Source organism: Rhizobium hidalgonense (assembly GCF_002914525.1).
GTDB classification, from domain to species: Bacteria; Pseudomonadota; Alphaproteobacteria; order Rhizobiales; family Rhizobiaceae; genus Rhizobium; species Rhizobium hidalgonense.
Genome location: NZ_LODW01000045.1, coordinates 51,559 through 70,698, shown reverse-complemented (window position 1 = coordinate 70,698; position 19,140 = coordinate 51,559). Strand labels below are relative to the sequence as shown.

At 60.3% G+C, this 19,140-nt stretch carries 22 protein-coding genes; 18 read left to right on the top strand and 4 right to left on the bottom strand.

The window, feature by feature from the left end; translation table 11 throughout:
- Positions 1–21 precede the first annotated feature (21 nt).
- Together ATY29_RS07515 and motA are read right to left on the bottom strand one after the other, a co-directional pair.
- Positions 22–969 (bottom strand): FliM/FliN family flagellar motor switch protein, encoded by a 948-nt coding sequence (locus ATY29_RS07515; protein ID WP_003570346.1) that lies wholly within the window; start codon positions 967–969, stop codon positions 22–24.
- Positions 970–1,842, bottom strand: coding sequence for a flagellar motor stator protein MotA (gene motA, locus ATY29_RS07510; protein ID WP_003570345.1), 873 nt, complete (start codon positions 1,840–1,842; stop codon positions 970–972).
- A 252-nt stretch (positions 1,843–2,094) separates the two neighbouring features.
- Between motA and flgF the strand changes: the two genes are divergently transcribed.
- The 13 genes from flgF (at position 2,095) to fliP (ending at position 11,021) form a co-directional block, all read left to right on the top strand.
- Positions 2,095–2,829 carry a flagellar basal-body rod protein FlgF gene (gene flgF, locus ATY29_RS07505; protein WP_003570344.1) on the top strand — a complete coding sequence of 245 codons (735 nt, stop codon included), beginning with the start codon at positions 2,095–2,097 and terminating at the stop codon, positions 2,827–2,829.
- 2 nt (positions 2,830–2,831) lie between these two features.
- Positions 2,832–4,229: a flagellar protein export ATPase FliI gene (gene fliI, locus ATY29_RS07500; RefSeq protein WP_003570343.1), complete on the top strand. Its 1,398-nt coding sequence runs from the start codon at positions 2,832–2,834 to the stop codon at positions 4,227–4,229.
- A gap of 2 nt (positions 4,230–4,231) precedes the next feature.
- Positions 4,232–4,774, top strand: a complete 543-nt coding sequence (locus ATY29_RS07495) for a hypothetical protein (RefSeq protein ID WP_025415338.1) — start codon at positions 4,232–4,234, stop codon at positions 4,772–4,774.
- A gap of 162 nt (positions 4,775–4,936) precedes the next feature.
- On the top strand, positions 4,937–5,329 hold the full coding sequence (gene flgB / locus ATY29_RS07490; protein WP_003570340.1) for a flagellar basal body rod protein FlgB: 393 nt from the start codon (positions 4,937–4,939) through the stop codon (positions 5,327–5,329).
- A 4-nt stretch (positions 5,330–5,333) separates the two neighbouring features.
- On the top strand, positions 5,334–5,750 hold the full coding sequence (gene flgC, locus ATY29_RS07485; protein WP_003570338.1) for a flagellar basal body rod protein FlgC: 417 nt from the start codon (positions 5,334–5,336) through the stop codon (positions 5,748–5,750).
- A gap of 2 nt (positions 5,751–5,752) precedes the next feature.
- Positions 5,753–6,094, top strand: coding sequence for a flagellar hook-basal body complex protein FliE (gene fliE, locus ATY29_RS07480; protein ID WP_097535688.1), 342 nt, complete (start codon positions 5,753–5,755; stop codon positions 6,092–6,094).
- Between the two features lie 19 nt (positions 6,095–6,113).
- Positions 6,114–6,902 (top strand): flagellar basal-body rod protein FlgG, encoded by a 789-nt coding sequence (gene flgG, locus ATY29_RS07475; RefSeq protein ID WP_003570335.1) that lies wholly within the window; start codon positions 6,114–6,116, stop codon positions 6,900–6,902.
- Between the two features lie 16 nt (positions 6,903–6,918).
- Positions 6,919–7,401: a flagellar basal body P-ring formation chaperone FlgA gene (gene flgA / locus ATY29_RS07470; RefSeq protein ID WP_025415339.1), complete on the top strand. Its 483-nt coding sequence runs from the start codon at positions 6,919–6,921 to the stop codon at positions 7,399–7,401.
- Complete coding sequence (locus ATY29_RS07465; protein WP_003570331.1) at positions 7,398–8,519, top strand: flagellar basal body P-ring protein FlgI; 1,122 nt, start codon at positions 7,398–7,400, stop codon at positions 8,517–8,519. The genes flgA and ATY29_RS07465 overlap by 4 nt, the downstream gene beginning before the upstream one ends.
- Positions 8,516–9,055: a MotE family protein gene (locus tag ATY29_RS07460; RefSeq protein WP_003570329.1), complete on the top strand. Its 540-nt coding sequence runs from the start codon at positions 8,516–8,518 to the stop codon at positions 9,053–9,055. The genes ATY29_RS07465 and ATY29_RS07460 overlap by 4 nt, the downstream gene beginning before the upstream one ends.
- Positions 9,052–9,768 carry a flagellar basal body L-ring protein FlgH gene (gene flgH, locus ATY29_RS07455; RefSeq protein ID WP_003570327.1) on the top strand — a complete coding sequence of 239 codons (717 nt, stop codon included), beginning with the start codon at positions 9,052–9,054 and terminating at the stop codon, positions 9,766–9,768. Before ATY29_RS07460 ends, flgH begins: the two co-directional genes overlap by 4 nt.
- A 12-nt stretch (positions 9,769–9,780) precedes the next feature.
- On the top strand, positions 9,781–10,287 hold the full coding sequence (locus ATY29_RS07450; RefSeq protein ID WP_003570325.1) for a flagellar basal body-associated FliL family protein: 507 nt from the start codon (positions 9,781–9,783) through the stop codon (positions 10,285–10,287).
- Complete coding sequence (gene fliP / locus ATY29_RS07445) at positions 10,284–11,021, top strand: flagellar type III secretion system pore protein FliP (protein ID WP_097535686.1); 738 nt, start codon at positions 10,284–10,286, stop codon at positions 11,019–11,021. Before ATY29_RS07450 ends, fliP begins: the two co-directional genes overlap by 4 nt.
- Positions 11,022–11,070: 49 nt before the next feature.
- On the opposite strand, the gene ATY29_RS07440 is transcribed toward fliP, so the two are convergent.
- Positions 11,071–11,604, bottom strand: coding sequence for an RBBP9/YdeN family alpha/beta hydrolase (locus ATY29_RS07440; protein ID WP_097535684.1), 534 nt, complete (start codon positions 11,602–11,604; stop codon positions 11,071–11,073).
- A 104-nt stretch (positions 11,605–11,708) separates the two neighbouring features.
- On the opposite strand from ATY29_RS07440, the gene ATY29_RS07435 reads away from it, so the two are divergent.
- Positions 11,709–12,185 carry an Lrp/AsnC family transcriptional regulator gene (locus ATY29_RS07435; protein ID WP_003570320.1) on the top strand — a complete coding sequence of 159 codons (477 nt, stop codon included), beginning with the start codon at positions 11,709–11,711 and terminating at the stop codon, positions 12,183–12,185.
- A 64-nt stretch (positions 12,186–12,249) separates the two neighbouring features.
- On the opposite strand, the gene ATY29_RS07430 is transcribed toward ATY29_RS07435, so the two are convergent.
- Complete coding sequence (locus tag ATY29_RS07430) at positions 12,250–14,166, bottom strand: O-linked N-acetylglucosamine transferase, SPINDLY family protein (RefSeq protein ID WP_037092330.1); 1,917 nt, start codon at positions 14,164–14,166, stop codon at positions 12,250–12,252.
- 432 nt (positions 14,167–14,598) lie between these two features.
- On the opposite strand from ATY29_RS07430, the gene ATY29_RS07420 reads away from it, so the two are divergent.
- The 4 genes from ATY29_RS07420 to ATY29_RS07405 all read left to right on the top strand — a co-directional run bounded on the left by ATY29_RS07420 (position 14,599) and on the right by ATY29_RS07405 (position 19,112).
- Positions 14,599–15,504 (top strand): flagellin N-terminal helical domain-containing protein, encoded by a 906-nt coding sequence (locus ATY29_RS07420; protein ID WP_003570315.1) that lies wholly within the window; start codon positions 14,599–14,601, stop codon positions 15,502–15,504.
- A gap of 281 nt (positions 15,505–15,785) precedes the next feature.
- Positions 15,786–16,694 (top strand): flagellin N-terminal helical domain-containing protein, encoded by a 909-nt coding sequence (locus ATY29_RS07415; RefSeq protein ID WP_003570313.1) that lies wholly within the window; start codon positions 15,786–15,788, stop codon positions 16,692–16,694.
- Positions 16,695–16,938: 244 nt separating this feature from the next.
- The gene (locus tag ATY29_RS07410) at positions 16,939–17,850 is read left to right on the top strand and encodes a flagellin N-terminal helical domain-containing protein (RefSeq protein ID WP_003570312.1); all 912 of its coding nucleotides are present in this window, start codon (positions 16,939–16,941) and stop codon (positions 17,848–17,850) included.
- Positions 17,851–18,149: 299 nt separating this feature from the next.
- Positions 18,150–19,112: a flagellin N-terminal helical domain-containing protein gene (locus tag ATY29_RS07405; RefSeq protein WP_003570311.1), complete on the top strand. Its 963-nt coding sequence runs from the start codon at positions 18,150–18,152 to the stop codon at positions 19,110–19,112.
- Positions 19,113–19,140: the final 28 nt, after the last annotated feature.

Below are 19,140 nucleotides of genomic sequence, written 5' to 3'. Positions count from 1 at the left end.
GCCCAAAAGCCAGAGAACCGATTAATTCATTAAATGACGGATGAGTTCGTCATCCGAGTTCATCGTATCCTTGACGCGGACCATGTAATTTTCGCCTGAACGCCCGAACTCGCACACATACAATTCCTTGCTGTTGGCGCTGACCTCGACGCGCACGTCGCCATGGTCACGGAACGGGATGACATCGCCGACCATCAGCTTGGAGATCGTGCGCAATGTCAGGTCCTGCAGCCTGATCTTGGCCTCGAGCGTGACATGCGAACGGCGGACCTGGTCGCCGAGCTGCTCGGTCCATTCCGCCGATTGGCCGGTCTGGCGCTTCGGTTTCGGCGGCGTCACTTTGGTCTTGAGAAGCGCCGTCTGTGGAACGATCAACGAAAATTCCGACACGATACCGGCAAGCGTGATCGACATGTTGATGGCGGCGGCGAATTCATCCGGGCGGTCCTCCGGCGGCCGGGCACGCATCTCAAGGGCGTGCGGGACCGAAAGGCTCGGTTCGAAACCGCCGGGCGCGTTGACGGCCGAGCGCAGCACCTTGGCGATCTTGTCGAAAACCATCACCGCCAGGTCCATTTCGATGATCGACAGCAGCCGGTGGGCCGGCTCCTCGATCGTATCGGCGGTAGCGCCGAGCAGGTGTTCCATCAGCGTGATGACGAAACCGTTGCCGCAGGCAATCGTGATGTTCTGCGACCAGTTGCGCAGCGTCACGTCGACGAGCGTGACGTTCGAGCTCAGGTCGTCGATCAGGTGGTTCTTGTAGCCGATCTCGCAGCCGAGATAATTGACCGTCACGTCGAGGCCGGTCTCGCTCTTGATGACGTCGGGAAAGAATTCGCTGTAGATTTCCCCGAAGGAACTGCAGATCTTGGCGACCCTGCCTCTGTCGCCGAGCCCGCCGGTCAGCTTGGCGAGAAGGGCAGGATCCATTGCCGGTTTGTCGTGCGAAGCATTGCTCATGGTCATTTAAGCCGCCTTGTTTTCGCCGCCTGGGTTCATCATTTCCTGTTCGACCGCATCGATGGACGGACGCTCGTAAGCCGAGATCGTCTTGCGGCCGTATTCGAGAGCGACCTGCGGCACCGAGCCGTTCATGTAGGCAAGCAGCGTCTGCTTGACGATGACGTAGAGGCGGTGCTGCTTGTTGCGCACGATCTTGATCTGGGAGACCAGCGGGGAGCAGAGGCAGTAGGACAAGAGAATGCCGAGGAAGGTGCCGACCAGCGCCGAGCCGATCAGGTGACCGAGCACCTCGGGAGAGTCGTTGATGTGGGCCATCGCCTTGATAACGCCGAGAACGGCCGCGACGATACCGATGGCCGGGAAGGAGTCGCCCATGATCTGGATGGCGTGGTAAGGTTTCATCTTGTCGTGCATGATGGTGTTGAGTTCTTCGTCCATCAGCGCTTCGATCTCGTGGCTGCGGGCGTTGCCGATGATGATCAGGCGCACGTAGTCGCAGATGAACGCCGTCAATTCCTTGTTCTTCAGAACGGTCGGAGCCGACTGGAAGATGGTCGATTCCGCCGGATTGTCGATGTGGGCTTCGATTTCGTTTCGCGACTTGGTGCGCAGGTCGCGCATCAGCGAATAGAGCACGCCGAGCGTATCGAGATAATTGCGTTCCTTGGGAACTGCGTGCTTGAAGGCTTCGCCTAGCGCCTTGCCGGAATCCTTCACCACCTTCATCGGGTTCGCCATGATGAAGCTGCCGAGACCGGCGCCGCCGATGATGACGAATTCGAAGGGCTGGAACAGGGCGTCCACGTGGCCGCCCATCGCCATGAAGCTGCCGATGATACAGCCGCATACAACTACAAATCCAATAATAATGTTCATCGTCAGCCCAATCTGAACGTTGCTTTTCTTTGAGACGGATAGGGTTTCTGCCTTGCGTGAGGCTGATGAAAGGCCGCCGGCCAGGCATTTTCGCGTGCCAGCTTCGCGCAAGCATCTGCCGTCAGTCTAAAGGAGACGAATGGGTGCCCGCGCCCGTTTCTGAGATGCCGCCTCAGCGAAATCCCGGCCGAAACAGACAGACGACGCCCGGCTTTTCGTTCCGTTAATCGCCAATGCTTGGAGCTTACCGACATGCAATCCGGTCTTTATGTTTCTCTGTCGTCGCAGATGGCCCTCGAAAAGCGCCTGACCACCATCGCGGACAACATGGCGAACGTGAACACGACCGGTTTTCGCGCCACCGAGGTGAAGTTCGACGAGATGGTGGCGGCGACCAAGAACAAGCTGAACACCAAGGTCGCCTTCGTTTCCCAAGGCAACGACTATCTGAACGAGGCCAATGGCGAGCTGCAGCACACCGGCAACATGCTGGATTTCGCCATCAAGGGCGATGCCTGGTTCTCGCTCGATACGCCGGCCGGCCGAGTGTTGACGAGGGACGGCCGCTTTACGCTGAAGGACACCGGCGAACTGGTTTCGATCCGCGGATATCCCGTTCTCGACGCCGGCGGCGCGCCGATCCAGCTCAACTCCAAGGGCGGCGAGCCGGCCGTCGGCGCCGACGGCATCATCTATCAGGGCGACCGCCAGGTCGGTTCGCTCGGGCTGTTCGAGGCCGATATCAGCAAGGGTTATCTGCGCTACGAAAACAGCGGCATCATGACCACCGACCAGCCGCGTGCCGTCGTCGACCGCTTCAATGTCGGTGTCGAGCAGGGTTATCTCGAAAATTCCAACGTCAACGCGATGCGCGAGATCACCCAGCTGATCGAAGTCAACCGCGCCTTCGAAAGCGTCTCGTCGCTGATGCGTGACAGCGAGGATTCCTTCAAGGAAGCCGTCCAGACGCTAGGGGGCAGCCGCTAAGCATGAGCACGACGCTACTGTCCGAGGACGGCCTTTCCCCGAAGCTGGCGCATCTGGCAGGCCTCGTCGACCGATACGCATCGCCGGAATTCGCCGTTGCCCATGGCGGTCGCGTGCACACCATCGCCGCCGGCCACTACACGGTTCGCGGGCTTTCCCGCCACGTTCGCCTCGGCGAGTTCGTCGCCCATAAATCGGCGACCGGCATTCATCTGGGCGAGGTAGTTCGTGTCGAGCCTGATCTGATCTATGTCTGCCCGATCGAACCGGGCGAGCCGATCGGCATCCACGATACGGTGATCCGCAAGGGCGCCTTCCGCATCTCACCGTCGGACAGCTGGTGTGGGCGCACCGTCAACTCGCTCTGCGAGCCGATCGACGGGCTGGGGCCGATCGCCGAGGGCCTCGACCGCCGCTCGATCTCCAATGCCGCGCCGCCCTCGATGACCCGCAAGCGGGTCGAGGCCGGTTTCAAGACCGGCGTGCGCGCCATCGACATCTTCTCGCCGCTCTGCCTCGGGCAGCGCCTCGGCATCTTCGCTGGCTCCGGCGTCGGCAAGTCGACGCTTCTCTCCATGCTCGCCCGCGCCGATGCCTTCGACAAGGTCGTCATTGCGCTTGTCGGCGAACGCGGCCGCGAGGTACGCGAATTCATCGAGGATACGCTCGGCAGCAACATGAAGAAGGCGATCGCCGTCGTTGCCACCAGCGACGAGAGCCCGATGCTGCGCAAGATGGCGCCGCTGACGGCGGTCACCATCGCCGAGCATTTCCGTGACAAGGGTGAGAATGTTCTGTTCATCGTCGACAGCATCACGCGTTTCGCCCATGCCATCCGCGAGGTGGCGACCGCCTCTGGAGAGCCGCCGATCGCCCGCGGCTACCCCGCCTCCGTCTTCACCGAGCTGCCGCGCCTGTTGGAGCGCGCCGGTCCGGGCGCCGAGGGCGCCGGCACCATCACGGCGATCATCTCGATCCTCGTCGACGGCGACAACCACAACGACCCGATCGCCGATTCGACACGCGGCATCCTCGACGGCCATATCGTCCTGCAGCGCAGCCTTGCCGAAGAAGGGCGTTATCCGCCGATCGATCCGCTCGCCTCGATCTCGCGTCTTGCCCGCAAGGCCTGGACGCCGGATCAGGAAAAGCTGGTGTCGCGGCTGAAGGTGCTGATCCACCGCTTCGAGGAAACCCGCGACCTGCGCCTGATCGGCGGTTACCGCCAGGGCGCCGATCCCGATCTCGATATGGCGGTCAAGCAGGTGCCGATCATTTATGACGTCCTGAAACAGTCTCCGGGCGATCGCGACTCGCCCGATGCCTTTGCCGATCTCGCCGGCGCCCTCAAGGCTGCAGCCGGCATCGGCAATCAGGGCGGAGCCATCCAGAGGAGATAGACGTGTCAGAATTCGACGACGAACGCATAGCTTCCCCGAAGCAGCGCAGGAAGGCCGCCGGCCTGGATCGGTTTCTGACCGTTGCCGGTCTGGCGCTTGCCGGCGCCTCCGCGTTCTTTCCGTGGTATGTATTCTTCAACGAAGACAAATTCGGCATCAACGTCGCCGCCAGCGACAATTCGCGCGAACTGCCGGATTGGCCCGCCCGCAACGTCTTCAGCGTTTCGCCGCTGGCCATGGTCAACAAGAACGAGCCGGACAAGAAGGCGCCGCCGATCGATCCACTGACGACGGCGACGGTCTCCGACCTCGGCAAGGAGCGCGAGGGCCGCCCCATCCTGGAGGATCAGCCTTTTCCCGGCAAGTCGTCCTTCCGCCTGCTGCACGTCTCCAATGGCCGGGCGCTGATCGAGGATACTTCCGGCATGTATGTGGTGCGCGTCGGCTCGATCCTTCCGGACCAGAGCCGCCTTGCGACAATCGAACAGCGCGAGGGAAAGTGGATGATCGTCACCTCCAAGGGTGAGACCTACCAGAACAACTGAACCTGCCGGCCATCGCTGAGGCAACAGGGGCTCCGCCGCGAACCGGCCGGAGCTCCTTTTTTTGCGCGCGGCGCTCCCCGAAGAGCCGTCGAAACCTGAATTCCCGTAAGTCCCACGCAAGATTACCGCACTAGGTTCGGGACAGTAAAAACGGAGAGTCTCATGCAACCGATCCAACTTTTCGACTTGGCTTCGCGACAGGCGGAATGGCTGACGATCCGTCAGCAGGTTGTTGCCGGCAATATCGCGAATGCCAATACCCCGAAGTTCCGCGCCAAGGACGTCACGCCCTTCGACGCCGTGCTCGACAAGTCGGATATCACCATGGCGCGCACCAATCCGGCCCATCTCAGCGGCAATGATTTCAGCACCAGTGGCGATATCGACGTCAAGGACGCCGCACTCGACCAGGAAATCGGCGTCCAGGAATCCGGCAACACGGTCGGTCTGGCCGAGGAGCTCTCCAAATCTGGCGATATCAAGCGCCAGTACGATCTGAACACATCGCTGGTCAGTTCCTTCAACCGCATGATGCTGATGACCGTCAGGAAGTAAACTCATGGATCCGCTTTCAGCAGCAATGAAAATCGCTGGTTCCGGGCTCGAGGCGCAGTCGACGCGCCTGCGCATCGTTTCGGAAAACATCGCCAACGCCCGCTCGACCGGCGACACACCAGGTGCCGACCCCTATCGCCGCAAGACGATCACTTTCGGCCAGCAGATGGATCGCGTCAGCGGCGTCGAGACGGTTGACGTCAAGAAGGTCGGCGTCGACGAAGGCGACTTCAGCACCGAATTCGATCCCAGCAATCCGGCTGCGGACCAGAAGGGCGTCGTCAAGCTGCCGAACGTCAACATCCTGGTCGAGATGGCCGACATGCGCGAAGCCAACCGCTCCTATGACGCCAATCTGCAGACCATCAAGCAGACCCGCGATCTCATTTCCTCCACGATCGATCTCCTGAAGAGCCAATAATAATGATCAGCAGCGTCCAGAATGTCAGCAACCTTTCGATGACCCGTGCGCTCGGAGCCGTCGATACCGAAAATTCCGCCTCGTCGTCCGCCGCCACCATGCCGGGCACCGCGGGTACTGCCAATAATATGAGCTTCGCCTCCGTCATGGGCAATATGGCGAGCGACGCGGTCACCAGCCTGAAGGGTGCGGAAAGCATGTCCTTTGCCGGGATCAAGGGCACGGCGACGACGCGTGAAGTCGTCGATTCCATGCTCCAGGCCGAGCAGACGCTGCAGACGGCGATCGCCATCCGCGACAAGGTCGTCTCGGCCTTTCTCGAAGTCACCAAGATGCAGATGTAACTGATTTGAGGACGAACACATGAGAGCGCTCGCCATCGCAGCAACGGGCATGGATGCCCAGCAGACCAATCTGGAAGTCATCGCGAACAATATCGCCAACATCAATACGACGGGTTTCAAGCGTGCCCGCGCTGAATTCTCCGATCTTCTCTACCAGACCGAACGCGCCAAGGGTGTCGCCAACCGCGCCAACCAGGCGGTCGTTCCCGAAGGCGCCAATATCGGCCTCGGCGTCCAGACCTCGGCGGTCCGCAACCTGCATCTCCAGGGCGAACTGACCCAGACCGGCAACGACCTCGACGTGGCGCTGATCGGCAAGGGCTTCTTCCAGATCCAGTCGACCGACGGAACGACGCTTTATACCCGCGCCGGCGCCTTCAACAAGAACGACCAGGGCCAGCTCGTCACCATCGACGGCTACGAGGTCCTGCCCGGCATCAACATTCCGACGGGCTCGACCGAACTGACGATCAGCCGCTCCGGCCAGGTTTCGGCCAAGCTGCCCGGCGCCACGGACGCGACCGTGCTCGGCCAGCTGACGCTTGCTGATTTCGTCAACGAGGCCGGTCTCCAGCCGATCGGTGACAATCTCTTCCAGGAAACGGCGGCCTCCGGCGATGCCGTCGTCGGCAATCCTGACGAGGAAGGCTTCGCCTACATGAAGCAGGGCTATCTGGAATCGTCGAACGTCGACCCGGTGAAGGAAATCACCGAGCTGATCTCGGCCCAGCGCGCTTACGAAATGAATTCCAAGGTGATCACCACCGCTGATGAAATGGCCTCCATCGTCAGCAAGAACCTGAAGTAAAGGGAAGGGCCGAAACATGATGTTTTGCCGGGCACGACACATCTCAGGATGGGTGGCGGCAGCCACGATCGCAGTCGCGGGCATTTTCTTGCCCGCGGACGTGGATGCCGGCATGGGTTATGCCGTCGTCCCGACGACGATCATCTACCCCGGCGACACATTGTCGGCCAGCCAGCTTCAAGAGGTCGAGGTCACCAACCCCAACCTCGCCGGTGATTTCGCCAAATCCATTTCCCAGGTCGAAGGCATGGTCTCCAAGCGCACGCTGCTGCCGGGCCGGACGATTTCGGTTTCGGGTCTCCGCGAAGCCTACACGGTGACCCGCGGCTCCTCGATCCGCCTGGTGTTTTCACTCGGCGCGATGACCATCTCGGCTGCCGGCACGCCGCTCGAAGACGGCTCGACCGGCCAGGTCGTGCGCGCACGCAATATGGATTCCGGCGTCATCGTCAGCGGCACGGTGCTTGCGGACGGCACGGTCCATGTGAGGGCAAAATGAAATTGTTCTTCCGGTTCTTGACCCTTGTCGCGGTTCTCGCGATCAGCCTGGCCGACGTCGCGCCCGCCTGGGCGCTGACCTCCCGCATCAAGGATATTGCCTCCCTTCAGGCCGGCCGCGACAACCAGCTGATCGGTTATGGCCTGATCGTCGGCCTGCAGGGCACCGGCGACGGCTTCCGTGCCTCGCCGTTCACCGAGCAGTCGATGCGGGCGATGCTGCAGAATCTCGGCATCTCGACGCAGGGCGGTCAGTCCAATGCCAAGAACACGGCGGCCGTCATGGTCACCGCCAACCTGCCGCCCTTCGCAAGCCCCGGCAGCCGCATCGACGTCACGGTAAGCTCGCTTGGCGACGCGACGTCGCTGCGCGGCGGCACGCTCGTCATGACCTCGCTGTCCGGCGCCGACGGCCAGATCTACGCCGTCGCGCAGGGTGCGGCCATCGTTACCGGCTTCCAGGCCCAGGGACAAGCGGCGACCGTGACCGAAGGTGTCACCACCGCCGGTCGCGTACCCGGAGGCGCCATCATCGAACGCGAACTGCCGTCCCGCTTCAAGGACTCGGTCAATCTCGTCCTGCAGCTGCGCAACCCCGACTTCTCGACGGCGATCCGCATCGCCGACATCGTCAACGGGTATGCCTCGGCACGCTTCGGCGGCCCGGTCGCCGAAGCCAAGGATTCGCAGGAAGTGGTGATCCAGAAGCCGCGCACGGCCGATCTCACACGGCTGATGGCCGACATCGAAAATCTCATCGTCGAAACCGACACGCCAGCCAAGGTTGTCATCAACGAACGCACCGGAACGATCGTCATCGGCTCCGACGTCCGCGTTTCGCCGGTCGCCGTCAGCTACGGCACGCTGACGGTTCAGGTCACCGAGACGCCGCAGATCATCCAGCCCGAACCCTTCTCGCGCGGCCGGACCGCGGTCCAGCCGCAGACCGATATCGCGGCTGAGCAGACCGGCGGGCGCGTCGCCATCATCGATGGTCCCGATCTCAGGACACTCGTTGCCGGCCTCAACAATATCGGCGTGAAACCGGATGGCATCATCGCCATTCTCCAGGGCATCAAGTCGGCGGGCGCCCTGCAGGCGGAGCTCGTGCTGCAATGATAAAGACCATCAAAGACATAACGGTCCTGCAATTGCTGCGCCGGCTGGCGCTGCCGGCAGCAGGTCTCGTCCTTCTGTCGATCCCAGGCGCCTTCGCGCAGGAGCATGCGCCGGCGGGAGACATCACCTCCCAGGACGAGGTCAAGCAGTTCTGCACCAATATCGCCGACCCCGCCCGCGACCAGCGTTACCTCCTGCAGAAGCAGGAGCTGGAAAAGCTTCGCGCCGACATCGACGCCCGCATGGCAGAGATGGACAAGCGCAAGGCCGAATACCAGGACTGGCTGAAGCGGCGCGATGATTTCCTGAAGCAGGCCGAAGCCGGCCTCACCGAGATCTATAAGAAGATGAAGCCGGATGCGGCTGCACTCCAGCTGCAGGATATGAAGATCGAGGTGGCCTCCGCCGTGATCATGCGGCTTGGACCGCGTCAGTCGAGCCTCATCCTCAACGAGATGGACCCAGCCAAGGCAGCGGTCATCGCCAGCGTCATCGCCAGTGCGTCCGATCCCAATACGTCGAAGGATCCTTCATGAATATGCGTTTCCCGGCCGCGATCGCCGCCCTCGCACTGCTTGCAGGTTGCCAGTCTCCGACGGCAGTCAGCGAGATCGGCCGCGCGCCTGCCATGAGCCCGATCGGCAGCGGCCTTGCCTACGGACAGACTCCGCAGATGGCGCTTTATCCGAAGCAGCCGCGTGCCGTGGCGCAGGGTTATTCGCTGTGGAGCGATTCGCAGGCGGCGCTTTTCAAGGACGCGCGCGCGCTCAACGTCGGCGACATCCTGACCGTCGACATCCAGATCAACGACAAGGGCTCGTTCGACAACGAGACCAACCGCAGCCGCAAGAATTCGAGCGGCATGAGCTGGGACGTCAACGCCCAGATCTTCGGTTGGACGCCCGAGTCCAAGACCGACCTGACCTATGGTTCCGACACCAGCACCGACGGCAAGGGCAAGATCGAGCGCACCGACAAGCTCACCCTTCTGGTCGCCGCCGTCGTCACCGGCATTCTCGAAAACGGCAACCTCGTCATATCGGGCTCGCAGGAAGTCCGCCTGAACCAGGAACTGCGTATCCTCAACGTCGCCGGTATCGTTCGGCCGCAGGACGTCAATGCCGAAAACCAGATCTCCTACGACAAGATCGCCGAAGCCCGCATCTCCTACGGTGGCCGCGGCCGTCTGATGGAAGTGCAGCAGCCTCCGCGCGGCCAGCAGGCCGTCGATCTTTTCTCGCCGCTTTGAGGCTGAACGACGATGGCAGAGCCGGACGCAAGCGCAGGTCAAGCAAAGAAGAAATCCGCCACGCTGATGACGATCATCGGCATCGCCGTCCTGACGCTGCTCGGCGCCGGCGGCGGCTGGGCGGTCGGCACGATTGTCGCGCCCAACATCAAGGGCGCCAAGGAGGCCGAGCAGGCCAAGGACGCCGAGGCCAAGAAAAAGGCCGAGGAAGGCCTGGTCCATATCTCGACCGAGGCCAACAACGTCGTCCAGCTCGAGCCGATCACCTCGAACCTCGCTTACCCATCGGAAAACTGGGTTCGACTCGAGGTGGCGCTGCTGTTCAACGGGCCGCCGGATGTCAAGGTTTCCGAGGATATTCACCAGGATATCCTCGCCTATATCAGGACCGTTTCCCTGCAGCAGATCGAGGGGCCACGGGGCTTTCAATATCTCAAGGATGACATACAGGAACGTGTTGACCTTCGCTCGCAAGGGCGGGTATCGAAGGTCATGTTCAGGACATTTGTCATCGAATGATTCGTCTCATAGTTTTCCTTGCCGCCATGATGGCGGTACCGGAACTGGCGGTGGCACAGCAGCTGCCGACTGACTTGCTGAACGTGCCCGTCGATGGCTCCGTCGCCGCCTGGATCATCCGAACATTCGGCCTGCTGACCATTCTCTCGGTCGCGCCCGGCATCCTGATCATGGTGACGAGCTTCCCACGCTTCATCATCGCCTTCTCGATCCTGCGCTCGGGGATGGGCCTTTCCTCGACGCCCTCCAACATGATCCTCCTGTCGCTGTCGCTGTTCATGACCTTCTACGTCATGTCGCCGACCTTCGATCAGGCCTGGCAGAACGGCGTGCAGCCGCTGCTTGCCAACCAGGTCAACGAGACCGAGGCCGTCCAGCGCATTGCCGAACCCTTCCGCACCTTCATGGCGGCCAATACCCGCGACAAGGATCTGGCACTTTTCGTCGACCTGGCGCGTGAACGCGGGCAGACTATCCAGACGACCGATCCGATCGACTACCGCGTGCTGATCCCGGCTTTCATGATTTCCGAGATCCGCCGCGGCTTCGAGATCGGCTTCCTCGTCGTGCTGCCGTTCCTGGTCATCGACCTCATCGTCGCCACCATCACCATGGCGATGGGCATGATGATGCTGCCGCCCACATCGATCTCGCTGCCGTTCAAGATTCTCTTCTTCGTGCTGATCGACGGCTGGAACCTGCTGGTCGGCAGTCTGGTGCGCTCCTTCAACTGACCTGCCGCGACTGATGGCTTGGCCATGAGGAGCTTCGGACCGGTGTCCGCTAGGTTTGGTTCGCGAAATCCGTCAGCAATGCCAGACCTTCGGGCCAGTCACCCAGAGCGCTTTGGCCATTGATGTGGCCGGCAGCGCCAATGATTTTCAACTCGCTGCCCCATTGCCTTGCGCGCATTTCGGCGTAGGGCAGCGAACCATAGGGATCGTTGGTGCTTGCGACGATCAGCGATCGAAAGCCGAACTGCGCTTCCGGGACATCTGCAAAGCCTGCCGCGTCCGTAGGAAAGCTAGAGGACAGAGGGTCGGGCACGGCGGCGAGGAACGCTCCCTTGATCCGCGAAGGGGCACGCGGGTGCCAATGTGCTACAAGCAGGCAGGCGAGGCTATGCGCCACGAGAACAGGCGGTGTTTTAGCTCCGCGCACCGCCTCATCCAATGCTTCGATCCAGTCGGAAAGATCCGGCTTATCCCAGTTCCTCGGCGTAAAACGGCGTATGGCTGGATTGGCCTCCTCCCAACGGCTTTGCCAGTGCGTATTTCCGGAATTGCCGATACCCGGCAGATGAATGAATTCGGTCATATCTCGCCTCTTCCTAGCGTCAGCGGAAGTATGGCGATTTACACCTTTGAACGAAATTGGCATCTATCGGAAAACGAGGCAGTATTCCGATAGATTGAAGGTTGATGGCGAAGCGCACCGATACCAATCCAGATCTTGATCCAACCGACATCGCCATCATCGAGCTCTTGCAGGATGATGGACGCATGAGCGTCTCCGAACTCGGAAGGAAGGTCGGCCTTTCCCAACCGGCAGCGTCGGAGCGTCTCAAACGGCTCGAAGAACGCGGTATCATCGAGGCGTACCGAGCCGTCATCGACCCCGCCGCACTCGGACTTGGCATGATGGCGGTTATTCGCCTACGCACCACACATGAGCATATCAAGACATGCCTGAAGCAATTTTCCGAAATGTCGCAGATTATCGAGGTTCTGAGGCTGACGGGAGAAGATTGTTTTCACCTGAAAGTCATTGTTCCGACGCCCGCCGACCTTGAAAGCATCGTCGATGCTATCGCGCGCTATGGTTCGGTCACGACGGCCATCGTTCTGCGCAAAGAGCCGCCTAAGCGTATCGGGCGTGAACTGATTGCAAAGGCGTAGTTTTCGCAAAAATACCCGCTGAAGCGAATAGCTTGTTCGGCGGGTATACCGGCTCGGAAAAACCTTACTCGGCGCCGAATGGCGCCGTGCGCGGCGGCAGCGCGGCAATGTCCATGTGGTCGGGTGCGAGACCCTGTTTGGCGCGCGCGGCCATGATTTCGTAGGCCTGCTCCAGATGATTGCAGAAGCGTTCGGCGTCGAAGAGCGGCGCGATATAGCGCTTCTCTTTCAGATGCGCCTTGTATTCTGCGATCCTCCCGGGGTTCTCAGCCAGCTCAACGGCCATATCCTCATAGGCCTGCAGGTCGCTGGCGACGAGGTCGGGCAGGTCGATCGCCCTGAGCAGGCTCTCGCTGACACGTGAGGCGAAGTTGGTGCCCTTGACGGTCAGGACCGGCAGGCCACCCCAGAGCTGCTCCGAGGTGGTCGTGTGACCGTTGACGGGGAAAGTATCGATGCCGAGGTCGGCGGCCTGCTGACGGTCGATATGTTGTTCGTAAGGCGCGCGCGGGCAGAATATGATCCGCTTGGGTGAAATGCCCGCCGTCTGGAACTGCTTCAACAGGTTCGCCTGGTTGCGCGGCGTGTTCGCCATCAGCCAGAGCACGCTGTTCGGCGCCCGCTTGAGAATGCGGCACCAGCTGTCGATCGTCTCCGGCGTGATCTTGCGGTTGCCGTTGAACGAGGCGAAGATGAAGGTCTCTTCCGGCAGACCGAGCTGCTCGCGGGTGACGGGGCGCGGCTTCGGGCGATGCATTGGGTCGTTCGGCTGGTAGCTCTCCGGCAGCCGGCAGAATTTCTCATGGTAGAAGGGTTTGGCCACCTCGGGCAATACCGAATGGTCGCCGATGACGTAGTCGAGATCGATATTGACCGTGCTCCCGGGGAAACCGAGCCAGCCGACATGTACGGGTGCCAGCGGCAGGTTGAAGGCTGTCGCGCGACTGCCGGAGGTATGGCCCTTCAGGTCAACCATGATGTCGATATTGTGCTCGCGCACGACTGCCAGCACCGCCTGGTCGGAGAAGCCGTGAACGTCGACGATCCGGCCCCAGCGGCTGCGGTCGGTAACGTTGTGCTTCAGGTATTCCGGGCCGGTATGGCAGAAGAGCGTCACCTCGAACCGGTCCTTGTCGTGCAGTTCCAGGATGCGCTGCAGGAGCTTCATCGTCGCATGGCGATCCCAGAAGTCCGACGACATGTAGCCGATCCGGATCTTGTCCGACCATGTGTGCGGCTGGTTGCGGCGGAAGGCCACCCGTTCCGGATTGAGGGGGGTAGTGCCGATCGTTGCATAGCGGTTGTGGTCTTCGTTGCCGCACCAGTGCAGATGATAGAACGGATTGTCCTTGCGCAGGATCTCGAGATCGCCCTTTGCGAGTGCAGCATCAATCACCGCCTGATGTTTGCTGGCCTCTTCGAACTCATTGAATTCGCGGGCGAAAACCAGGTGCAGGAAGCGAAATGCAAGGTTGCCGGGAAACCGCTTGAAGAGGTTGCGCGAAAGGCTCTGATTGGTTGCGTCGTTCAGATCGTCGCTCAGCAGCAGGGCTGCCAGGCGCATATGATCGGGATTGGCGCTCTGTGACAGCACCGTCTTGAACGGGCGAATGATATCCCGCTGCTGGCGCTTCAGATAGATTGCGGTGATGATGAAGGCGAGTTCGGCGTCGTCCTGTGCCTTGGCGAGGTTGCGCATGGCAATCAGCAAAGCATCATCCTCGTTGCCGATCTCATAATGCAGCTTGGCAGCCTGTTTCTGGTATTCGTAGGCATTCGGTCCTTCGCAGTTGCCGGCCAGGCCATAGGCTTTCGCGGCATCGGCCTTGAAGCCGAGCTGCACGAGGTTCTTGGCCAGCAGCGCGTAGGTCTTGGCGTCCTGCTGCAGATCCATGAGCTGGTTGAGCGTCGCCAAGGACTGTGTGTAGCGGCCCGCCTGGTAATCTCTGGATGCCGCAGAGAACGAAACTTTGCTGTTCAAAACCCAACTCCGTGAAGGAAATGTTCTGGCATGGCTGTCGATCGCCGACGCGCGCCCGAGCCGTCCTCCCCGAAAACGGGTGGATCGATCCGATGATGCTATCCCGGCACCTGCCACATTGCCATGTGAAGCTTGCTTGAAACCGGTGCGCCGCCTGAAGACGCTTCCTTTCGTGAGAGAAAATGGTTCCTTTCCCGGTACGTTAGCATGCGAAGAAATAGATTAAGCCGGCATTAACTATGCGATGTAAGGAGCCGGCTCGGACCCTCCATTTTTAAGAAGTTGGCAAGCATTGGCTGCGAGATTGCCCTGGACATGACGGGTTTGGGCCAAACAAAAAAAGGCGCCGAGTAGCATGAAGCTGGTCCGTCATCGCCGGTACTTAGTCCGGTATGTCCTCCTTTTTGTATCTTGTTTCCAGGGGACAGATTTATGACAAGCATTAACACCAATTCTTCTGCACAGGCCGCTCTGCAGACGCTGCGTAGCGTCAACCAGAACCTGAACAGCACGCAGAACCACGTTTCGTCCGGCTACCGCGTCGAAAAGGCTTCCGACAACGCTGCTTACTGGTCGATCGCAACGACCATGCGTTCGGACAACAAGGCACTTTCCGCCGTTTCCGACGCTCTCGGCATGGGTGCTGCCAAGGTCGACACCGCTTACACCGCCATGGACAGCGCCATCGACGTCGTCGGCGACATCAAGGCCAAGCTGGTTGCCGCCACTGAAAACGGCGTCGACAAGGCCAAGGTCCAGGAAGAAATCAGCCAGTTGCAGGAACAGCTGAAGAGCATCGCTCAGTCGGCCTCCTTCAACGGTGAAAACTGGGTTGCCGGCGCTGACGGCACCAAGAGCGTCGTTTCCTCCTTCGTCCGTGACGGCTCCAACGCCGTTTCGGTCACCACGACCGACTACGTTCTCGACGACAGCTCTGCAGGCAACGTTCTGTTCGGCATGAGCGGCGGCGCGGTTGAAACCTCCACGGGTATCCTCGGTACTTCGAATGGTGCGACCGGTTCGATCTACTCGATGGACATCACCAGCTTCACCGCCGGCCAGATCCAGTCGGCTCTGACCAACGTCGAAGCGGCCCTGAAGTCCATGACCAGCGCCGGCGCTGCTCTCGGCTCGCTCTCCAAGCGTATCGACAGCCAGGACGACTTCGTAAACGCTCTCAGCGACTCGATCGACTCCGGTGTCGGCCGTCTCGTCGACGCCAACATGGAAGAAGAATCTTCCAGGCTCAGCGCCCTGCAGACCCAGCAGCAGCTCGCAATCCAGTCGCTGTCGATCGCGAACTCCTCTTCGCAGAACATCCTGTCGCTCTTCCGCTAAGAGCGGTTGGCAAAGGCTTTCAAGTTTCGCGGCCGGGTCATTCCCGGCCGCGAAATGTTTTAACATAAGGTTAATGAAAATCCTTCTAAGTGTCAGATATTTTTACATTATTTCCATTTTGAATTTAGCTTTCCTTAACCATCTTGCTGTTTTCTAGGCCCATCGAAACGGCGAGTTAACCTTAACGAGAATGGTTAACAGGCATGATGCTGATCGCTGTGGGCCGGCCGAAAATCCGGAATGTCCCTTCTTAAAATCTGCCAACAAGGGGCAAACAAACTATGACGAGCATCAACACCAATAACGCTGCAATGGCAGCCCTCCAGACTCTCCGTGGCATCAACCAGGGTCTCCAGACAACCCAGGCTCACGTGTCGTCCGGCTATCGCGTCGGCCAGGCGTCCGACAATGCTGCTTACTGGTCGATCGCAACGACCATGCGTTCGGACAACAAGGCACTTTCCGCCGTTTCCGACGCTCTCGGCCTCGGCGCCGCCAAGGTCGACACCGCTTACTCCGCCATGGACAGCGCCATCGACGTCGTCGGCGACATCAAGGCCAAGCTGGTTGCCGCCACTGAAAACGGCGTCGACAAGGCCAAGGTCCAGGAAGAAATCAGCCAGTTGCAGCAGCAGCTCCTGAGCGTTGCTCAGTCGGCTTCCTTCTCCGGCGAAAACTGGGTTGCCGGCGCTGACGGCACCAAGAACGTCGTTGCCTCCTTCGTCCGTGACGGCTCCAACGCCGTATCGGTCGTGATGACCGACTACGTTCTCGACGACAGCTCTGCAGGCAACGTTCTGTTCGGCATGAGCGGCGGCGCGGTGGAAACCTCCACGGGTATCCTCGGCACGTCGAATGGCGCCACCGGTTCTGTCTACGCCATGGACATCACCAACTTCACCCTCGGCCAGATCCAGTCGGCTCTGACCAACGTCGAAGCTGCCCTGAAGTCCATGACCAGCGCCGGCGCTGCTCTCGGCTCGATCTCCAAGCGCATCGAACTGCAGGAAAACTTCGTATCCGCTCTCAGCGACTCGATCGACTCCGGTGTCGGCCGTCTCGTCGACGCCGACATGGAAGAGGAATCCTCCAAGCTCAGCGCCCTGCAGACCCAGCAGCAGCTGGCCGTCCAGTCGCTGTCGATCGCGAACTCTTCTTCGCAGACGATCCTCACGCTGTTCCGCGGCTAATAATCCGCAATATCGGCCCGCCGGTCTCCAGCGGGCATCTACGAAACGAGCCGCGCTTCAATGGAGCGCGGCTTTTTTAATGTCTGTTAACGGTTGATTAACCATAATGCTGTTTTCTCAGGTCAACGAGACGGCGGGTTAACCAATTTTAAGAACCGGTTAACAGGCATGAGGCTGGTCCCCGTACCCGGTAGCTTTCCGGAATGTCCCTTTTTATCAACTGCCGACAAGGGGCAATCATTTCATGACCAGCATTTTGACGAACGTTGCGGCGATGGCCGCTCTTCAGACACTCCGCGGAATCAATGACGGCCTTGAGGCGACGCAGAACCGCGTATCGTCGGGTTACCGTGTCGAAAAGGCCGCCGATAACGCCGCCTACTGGTCGATCGCAACGACCATGCGATCGGACAACAAGGCTCTCTCCGCCGTCTCCGACGCTCTCGGCCTCGGCGCCGCCAAGGTCGACACGGCTTACTCCGCCATGGACAGCGCGATCGACATCATCAGCGAAATCAAGGCGAAGATCGTCGCCGCGACCGAAAAGGGTGTCGACAAGACCAAGGTCCAGGAAGAAATCGGCCAGCTGCAGCAGCAGCTGCTCAGCATTGCGCAATCGGCTTCCTTCTCCGGTGAAAACTGGGTTGCCGGCGCTGACGGCACGAAGAGCGTGGTTTCCACCTTCGTGCGCGATGGCAACGGCAATGTCTCGGTCAAGACGACGGACTACATCCTGGACTCGAGCTCCACGGGCAACGTCCTCTTCGGCATGGACTCGGTTGGCTCGATCGAGACGAGCTCCGGCATTATCGGCACCTCATATGGTACGATCGGCTCGATCTACTCGATGGACATCAGCAGCTTCGGCTCGGTCGAGATCTCCATGGCTCTGACGTCGATCGAGGCCGGCCTGGAGGCGATGACCAAGGCTGCCTCGCAGCTCGGCTCGATTTCCACGCGCATCGACCTGCAGGAAAATTTCGTCGGCGCGCTCAGCGACTCGATCGACTCGGGCGTCGGCCGCCTCGTCGATGCCGACATGGAGGAAGAATCGAGTAAGCTGACGGCGTTGCAAACGCAGCAACAGTTGGCGATCCAGTCGCTGTCGATCGCCAACTCCAGCGCTCAGAACATCCTCACCCTGTTCCGCAGCTAAATCAGGCGCTGAAGCTGGACCGAATCTTGCGCCTTCGTCCGGCAACAAGCAAAAAACCTATGAACCGCGCCCGAACGGCGCGGTTTTTTTGTTTTATATCAATGGCTTGGATTGAATAGTGATCGACCCACCGCGTTCGGTGCTGTGCTCTTGCCCAACGGGTTGATATCGAGTTACCTTTACTTTCAGTTGATTTGCTTTTGCGACACGCCGGTAGAAACTCTACCGGAGGCATGACGCCACGTCAGTCGCCGCCGGCATTCCGGCCTGCCCTTTGACCTTATTCCGAGACCCTGTCGATGACCGTTAAGATTACCAGCGCGGCCGCGGTGAATGCGCTTGCGGTGCTGCGCAGCATCAACAAAGAAGCCAGTCAGACCCAGCAGCAAGTTTCCTCGGGCTACCGTATCGAGACGGCCGCCGACGATGCATCCTACTGGTCGGTCGCGACCGTCATGCGCTCGGACAGCACCAATCTCGGAACGATCGGGGATGCGCTCGGTCTCGGGGCTGCCAAGGTGGACGCGACCTACACGGCGATGAATTCGGCGATCGATCTTATGGGCCAGATTCGCGCCAAGCTGGTTGCGGCAAGAGAGCCGGGCACCGACAAGGACAAGATTAATGCCGAGATCAGCGAATACAAGCAGCAGCTGCAGACGATAGTCGAATCGACTTCGTTTGCGGGGGAGAACTGGCTTCTGAACGGAAATACCACCGCGCCCCCGACATGGTCGGTCATATCGAGCTTCGTGCGCGCTCCGACCGGCGAATATCAAGCCCGGACCATCGACTTCCCGTCGTCGCAGACCATCCTGGTCGACAAGAACAATGCGAGCGGCGGTCTGTTTACCAAGGCGGTCGATGCCAATGCGATCAACAATACCGGCGCGACGGCGCGCAACTACTACCTGCTGAACGCCAATTCGACGACCCCGGCGGCAGGAACGGAAATTGCCATCGGCAAGAATACGACCGATGCGCAACTGACCGACATGCTCGATGTGACCGACTCGCTGCTCTCTTCGCTGACGACGACAGCCGCATCCATCGGCGTGATGAAAACGCGCATCGACGATCAGATAGACTATACCGCCGATCTCTCCGATTCGATCGACAAGAGCGTCGGTGCGCTCGTCGATACCGACATGGACGAGGCTTCGATCCGGCAGAAGGCGATCGAAACCCAGAAGCAGATGGCCGTCGAAGCAATCTCGATCCTCAACACGGCTTCCAGCAAGATTCTGATCCTGCTGGAATAAAGGTGGGCGCGATCGCGGATGGCGGCGT

Coding starts and splice junctions, on each gene's coding strand:
- ATY29_RS07515 (WP_003570346.1), bottom strand. CDS start 969: ATGACCATGAGCAATGCTTCGCACGACAAACCGGCAATGGATCCTGCC.
- motA (WP_003570345.1), bottom strand. CDS start 1,842: ATGAACATTATTATTGGATTTGTAGTTGTATGCGGCTGTATCATCGGC.
- flgF (WP_003570344.1), top strand. CDS start 2,095: ATGCAATCCGGTCTTTATGTTTCTCTGTCGTCGCAGATGGCCCTCGAA.
- fliI (WP_003570343.1), top strand. CDS start 2,832: ATGAGCACGACGCTACTGTCCGAGGACGGCCTTTCCCCGAAGCTGGCG.
- flgB (WP_003570340.1), top strand. CDS start 4,937: ATGCAACCGATCCAACTTTTCGACTTGGCTTCGCGACAGGCGGAATGG.
- flgC (WP_003570338.1), top strand. CDS start 5,334: ATGGATCCGCTTTCAGCAGCAATGAAAATCGCTGGTTCCGGGCTCGAG.
- fliE (WP_097535688.1), top strand. CDS start 5,753: ATGATCAGCAGCGTCCAGAATGTCAGCAACCTTTCGATGACCCGTGCG.
- flgG (WP_003570335.1), top strand. CDS start 6,114: ATGAGAGCGCTCGCCATCGCAGCAACGGGCATGGATGCCCAGCAGACC.
- flgA (WP_025415339.1), top strand. CDS start 6,919: ATGATGTTTTGCCGGGCACGACACATCTCAGGATGGGTGGCGGCAGCC.
- ATY29_RS07465 (WP_003570331.1), top strand. CDS start 7,398: ATGAAATTGTTCTTCCGGTTCTTGACCCTTGTCGCGGTTCTCGCGATC.
- ATY29_RS07460 (WP_003570329.1), top strand. CDS start 8,516: ATGATAAAGACCATCAAAGACATAACGGTCCTGCAATTGCTGCGCCGG.
- flgH (WP_003570327.1), top strand. CDS start 9,052: ATGAATATGCGTTTCCCGGCCGCGATCGCCGCCCTCGCACTGCTTGCA.
- ATY29_RS07450 (WP_003570325.1), top strand. CDS start 9,781: ATGGCAGAGCCGGACGCAAGCGCAGGTCAAGCAAAGAAGAAATCCGCC.
- fliP (WP_097535686.1), top strand. CDS start 10,284: ATGATTCGTCTCATAGTTTTCCTTGCCGCCATGATGGCGGTACCGGAA.
- ATY29_RS07440 (WP_097535684.1), bottom strand. CDS start 11,604: ATGACCGAATTCATTCATCTGCCGGGTATCGGCAATTCCGGAAATACG.
- ATY29_RS07435 (WP_003570320.1), top strand. CDS start 11,709: ATGGCGAAGCGCACCGATACCAATCCAGATCTTGATCCAACCGACATC.
- ATY29_RS07420 (WP_003570315.1), top strand. CDS start 14,599: ATGACAAGCATTAACACCAATTCTTCTGCACAGGCCGCTCTGCAGACG.
- ATY29_RS07415 (WP_003570313.1), top strand. CDS start 15,786: ATGACGAGCATCAACACCAATAACGCTGCAATGGCAGCCCTCCAGACT.
- ATY29_RS07410 (WP_003570312.1), top strand. CDS start 16,939: ATGACCAGCATTTTGACGAACGTTGCGGCGATGGCCGCTCTTCAGACA.
- ATY29_RS07405 (WP_003570311.1), top strand. CDS start 18,150: ATGACCGTTAAGATTACCAGCGCGGCCGCGGTGAATGCGCTTGCGGTG.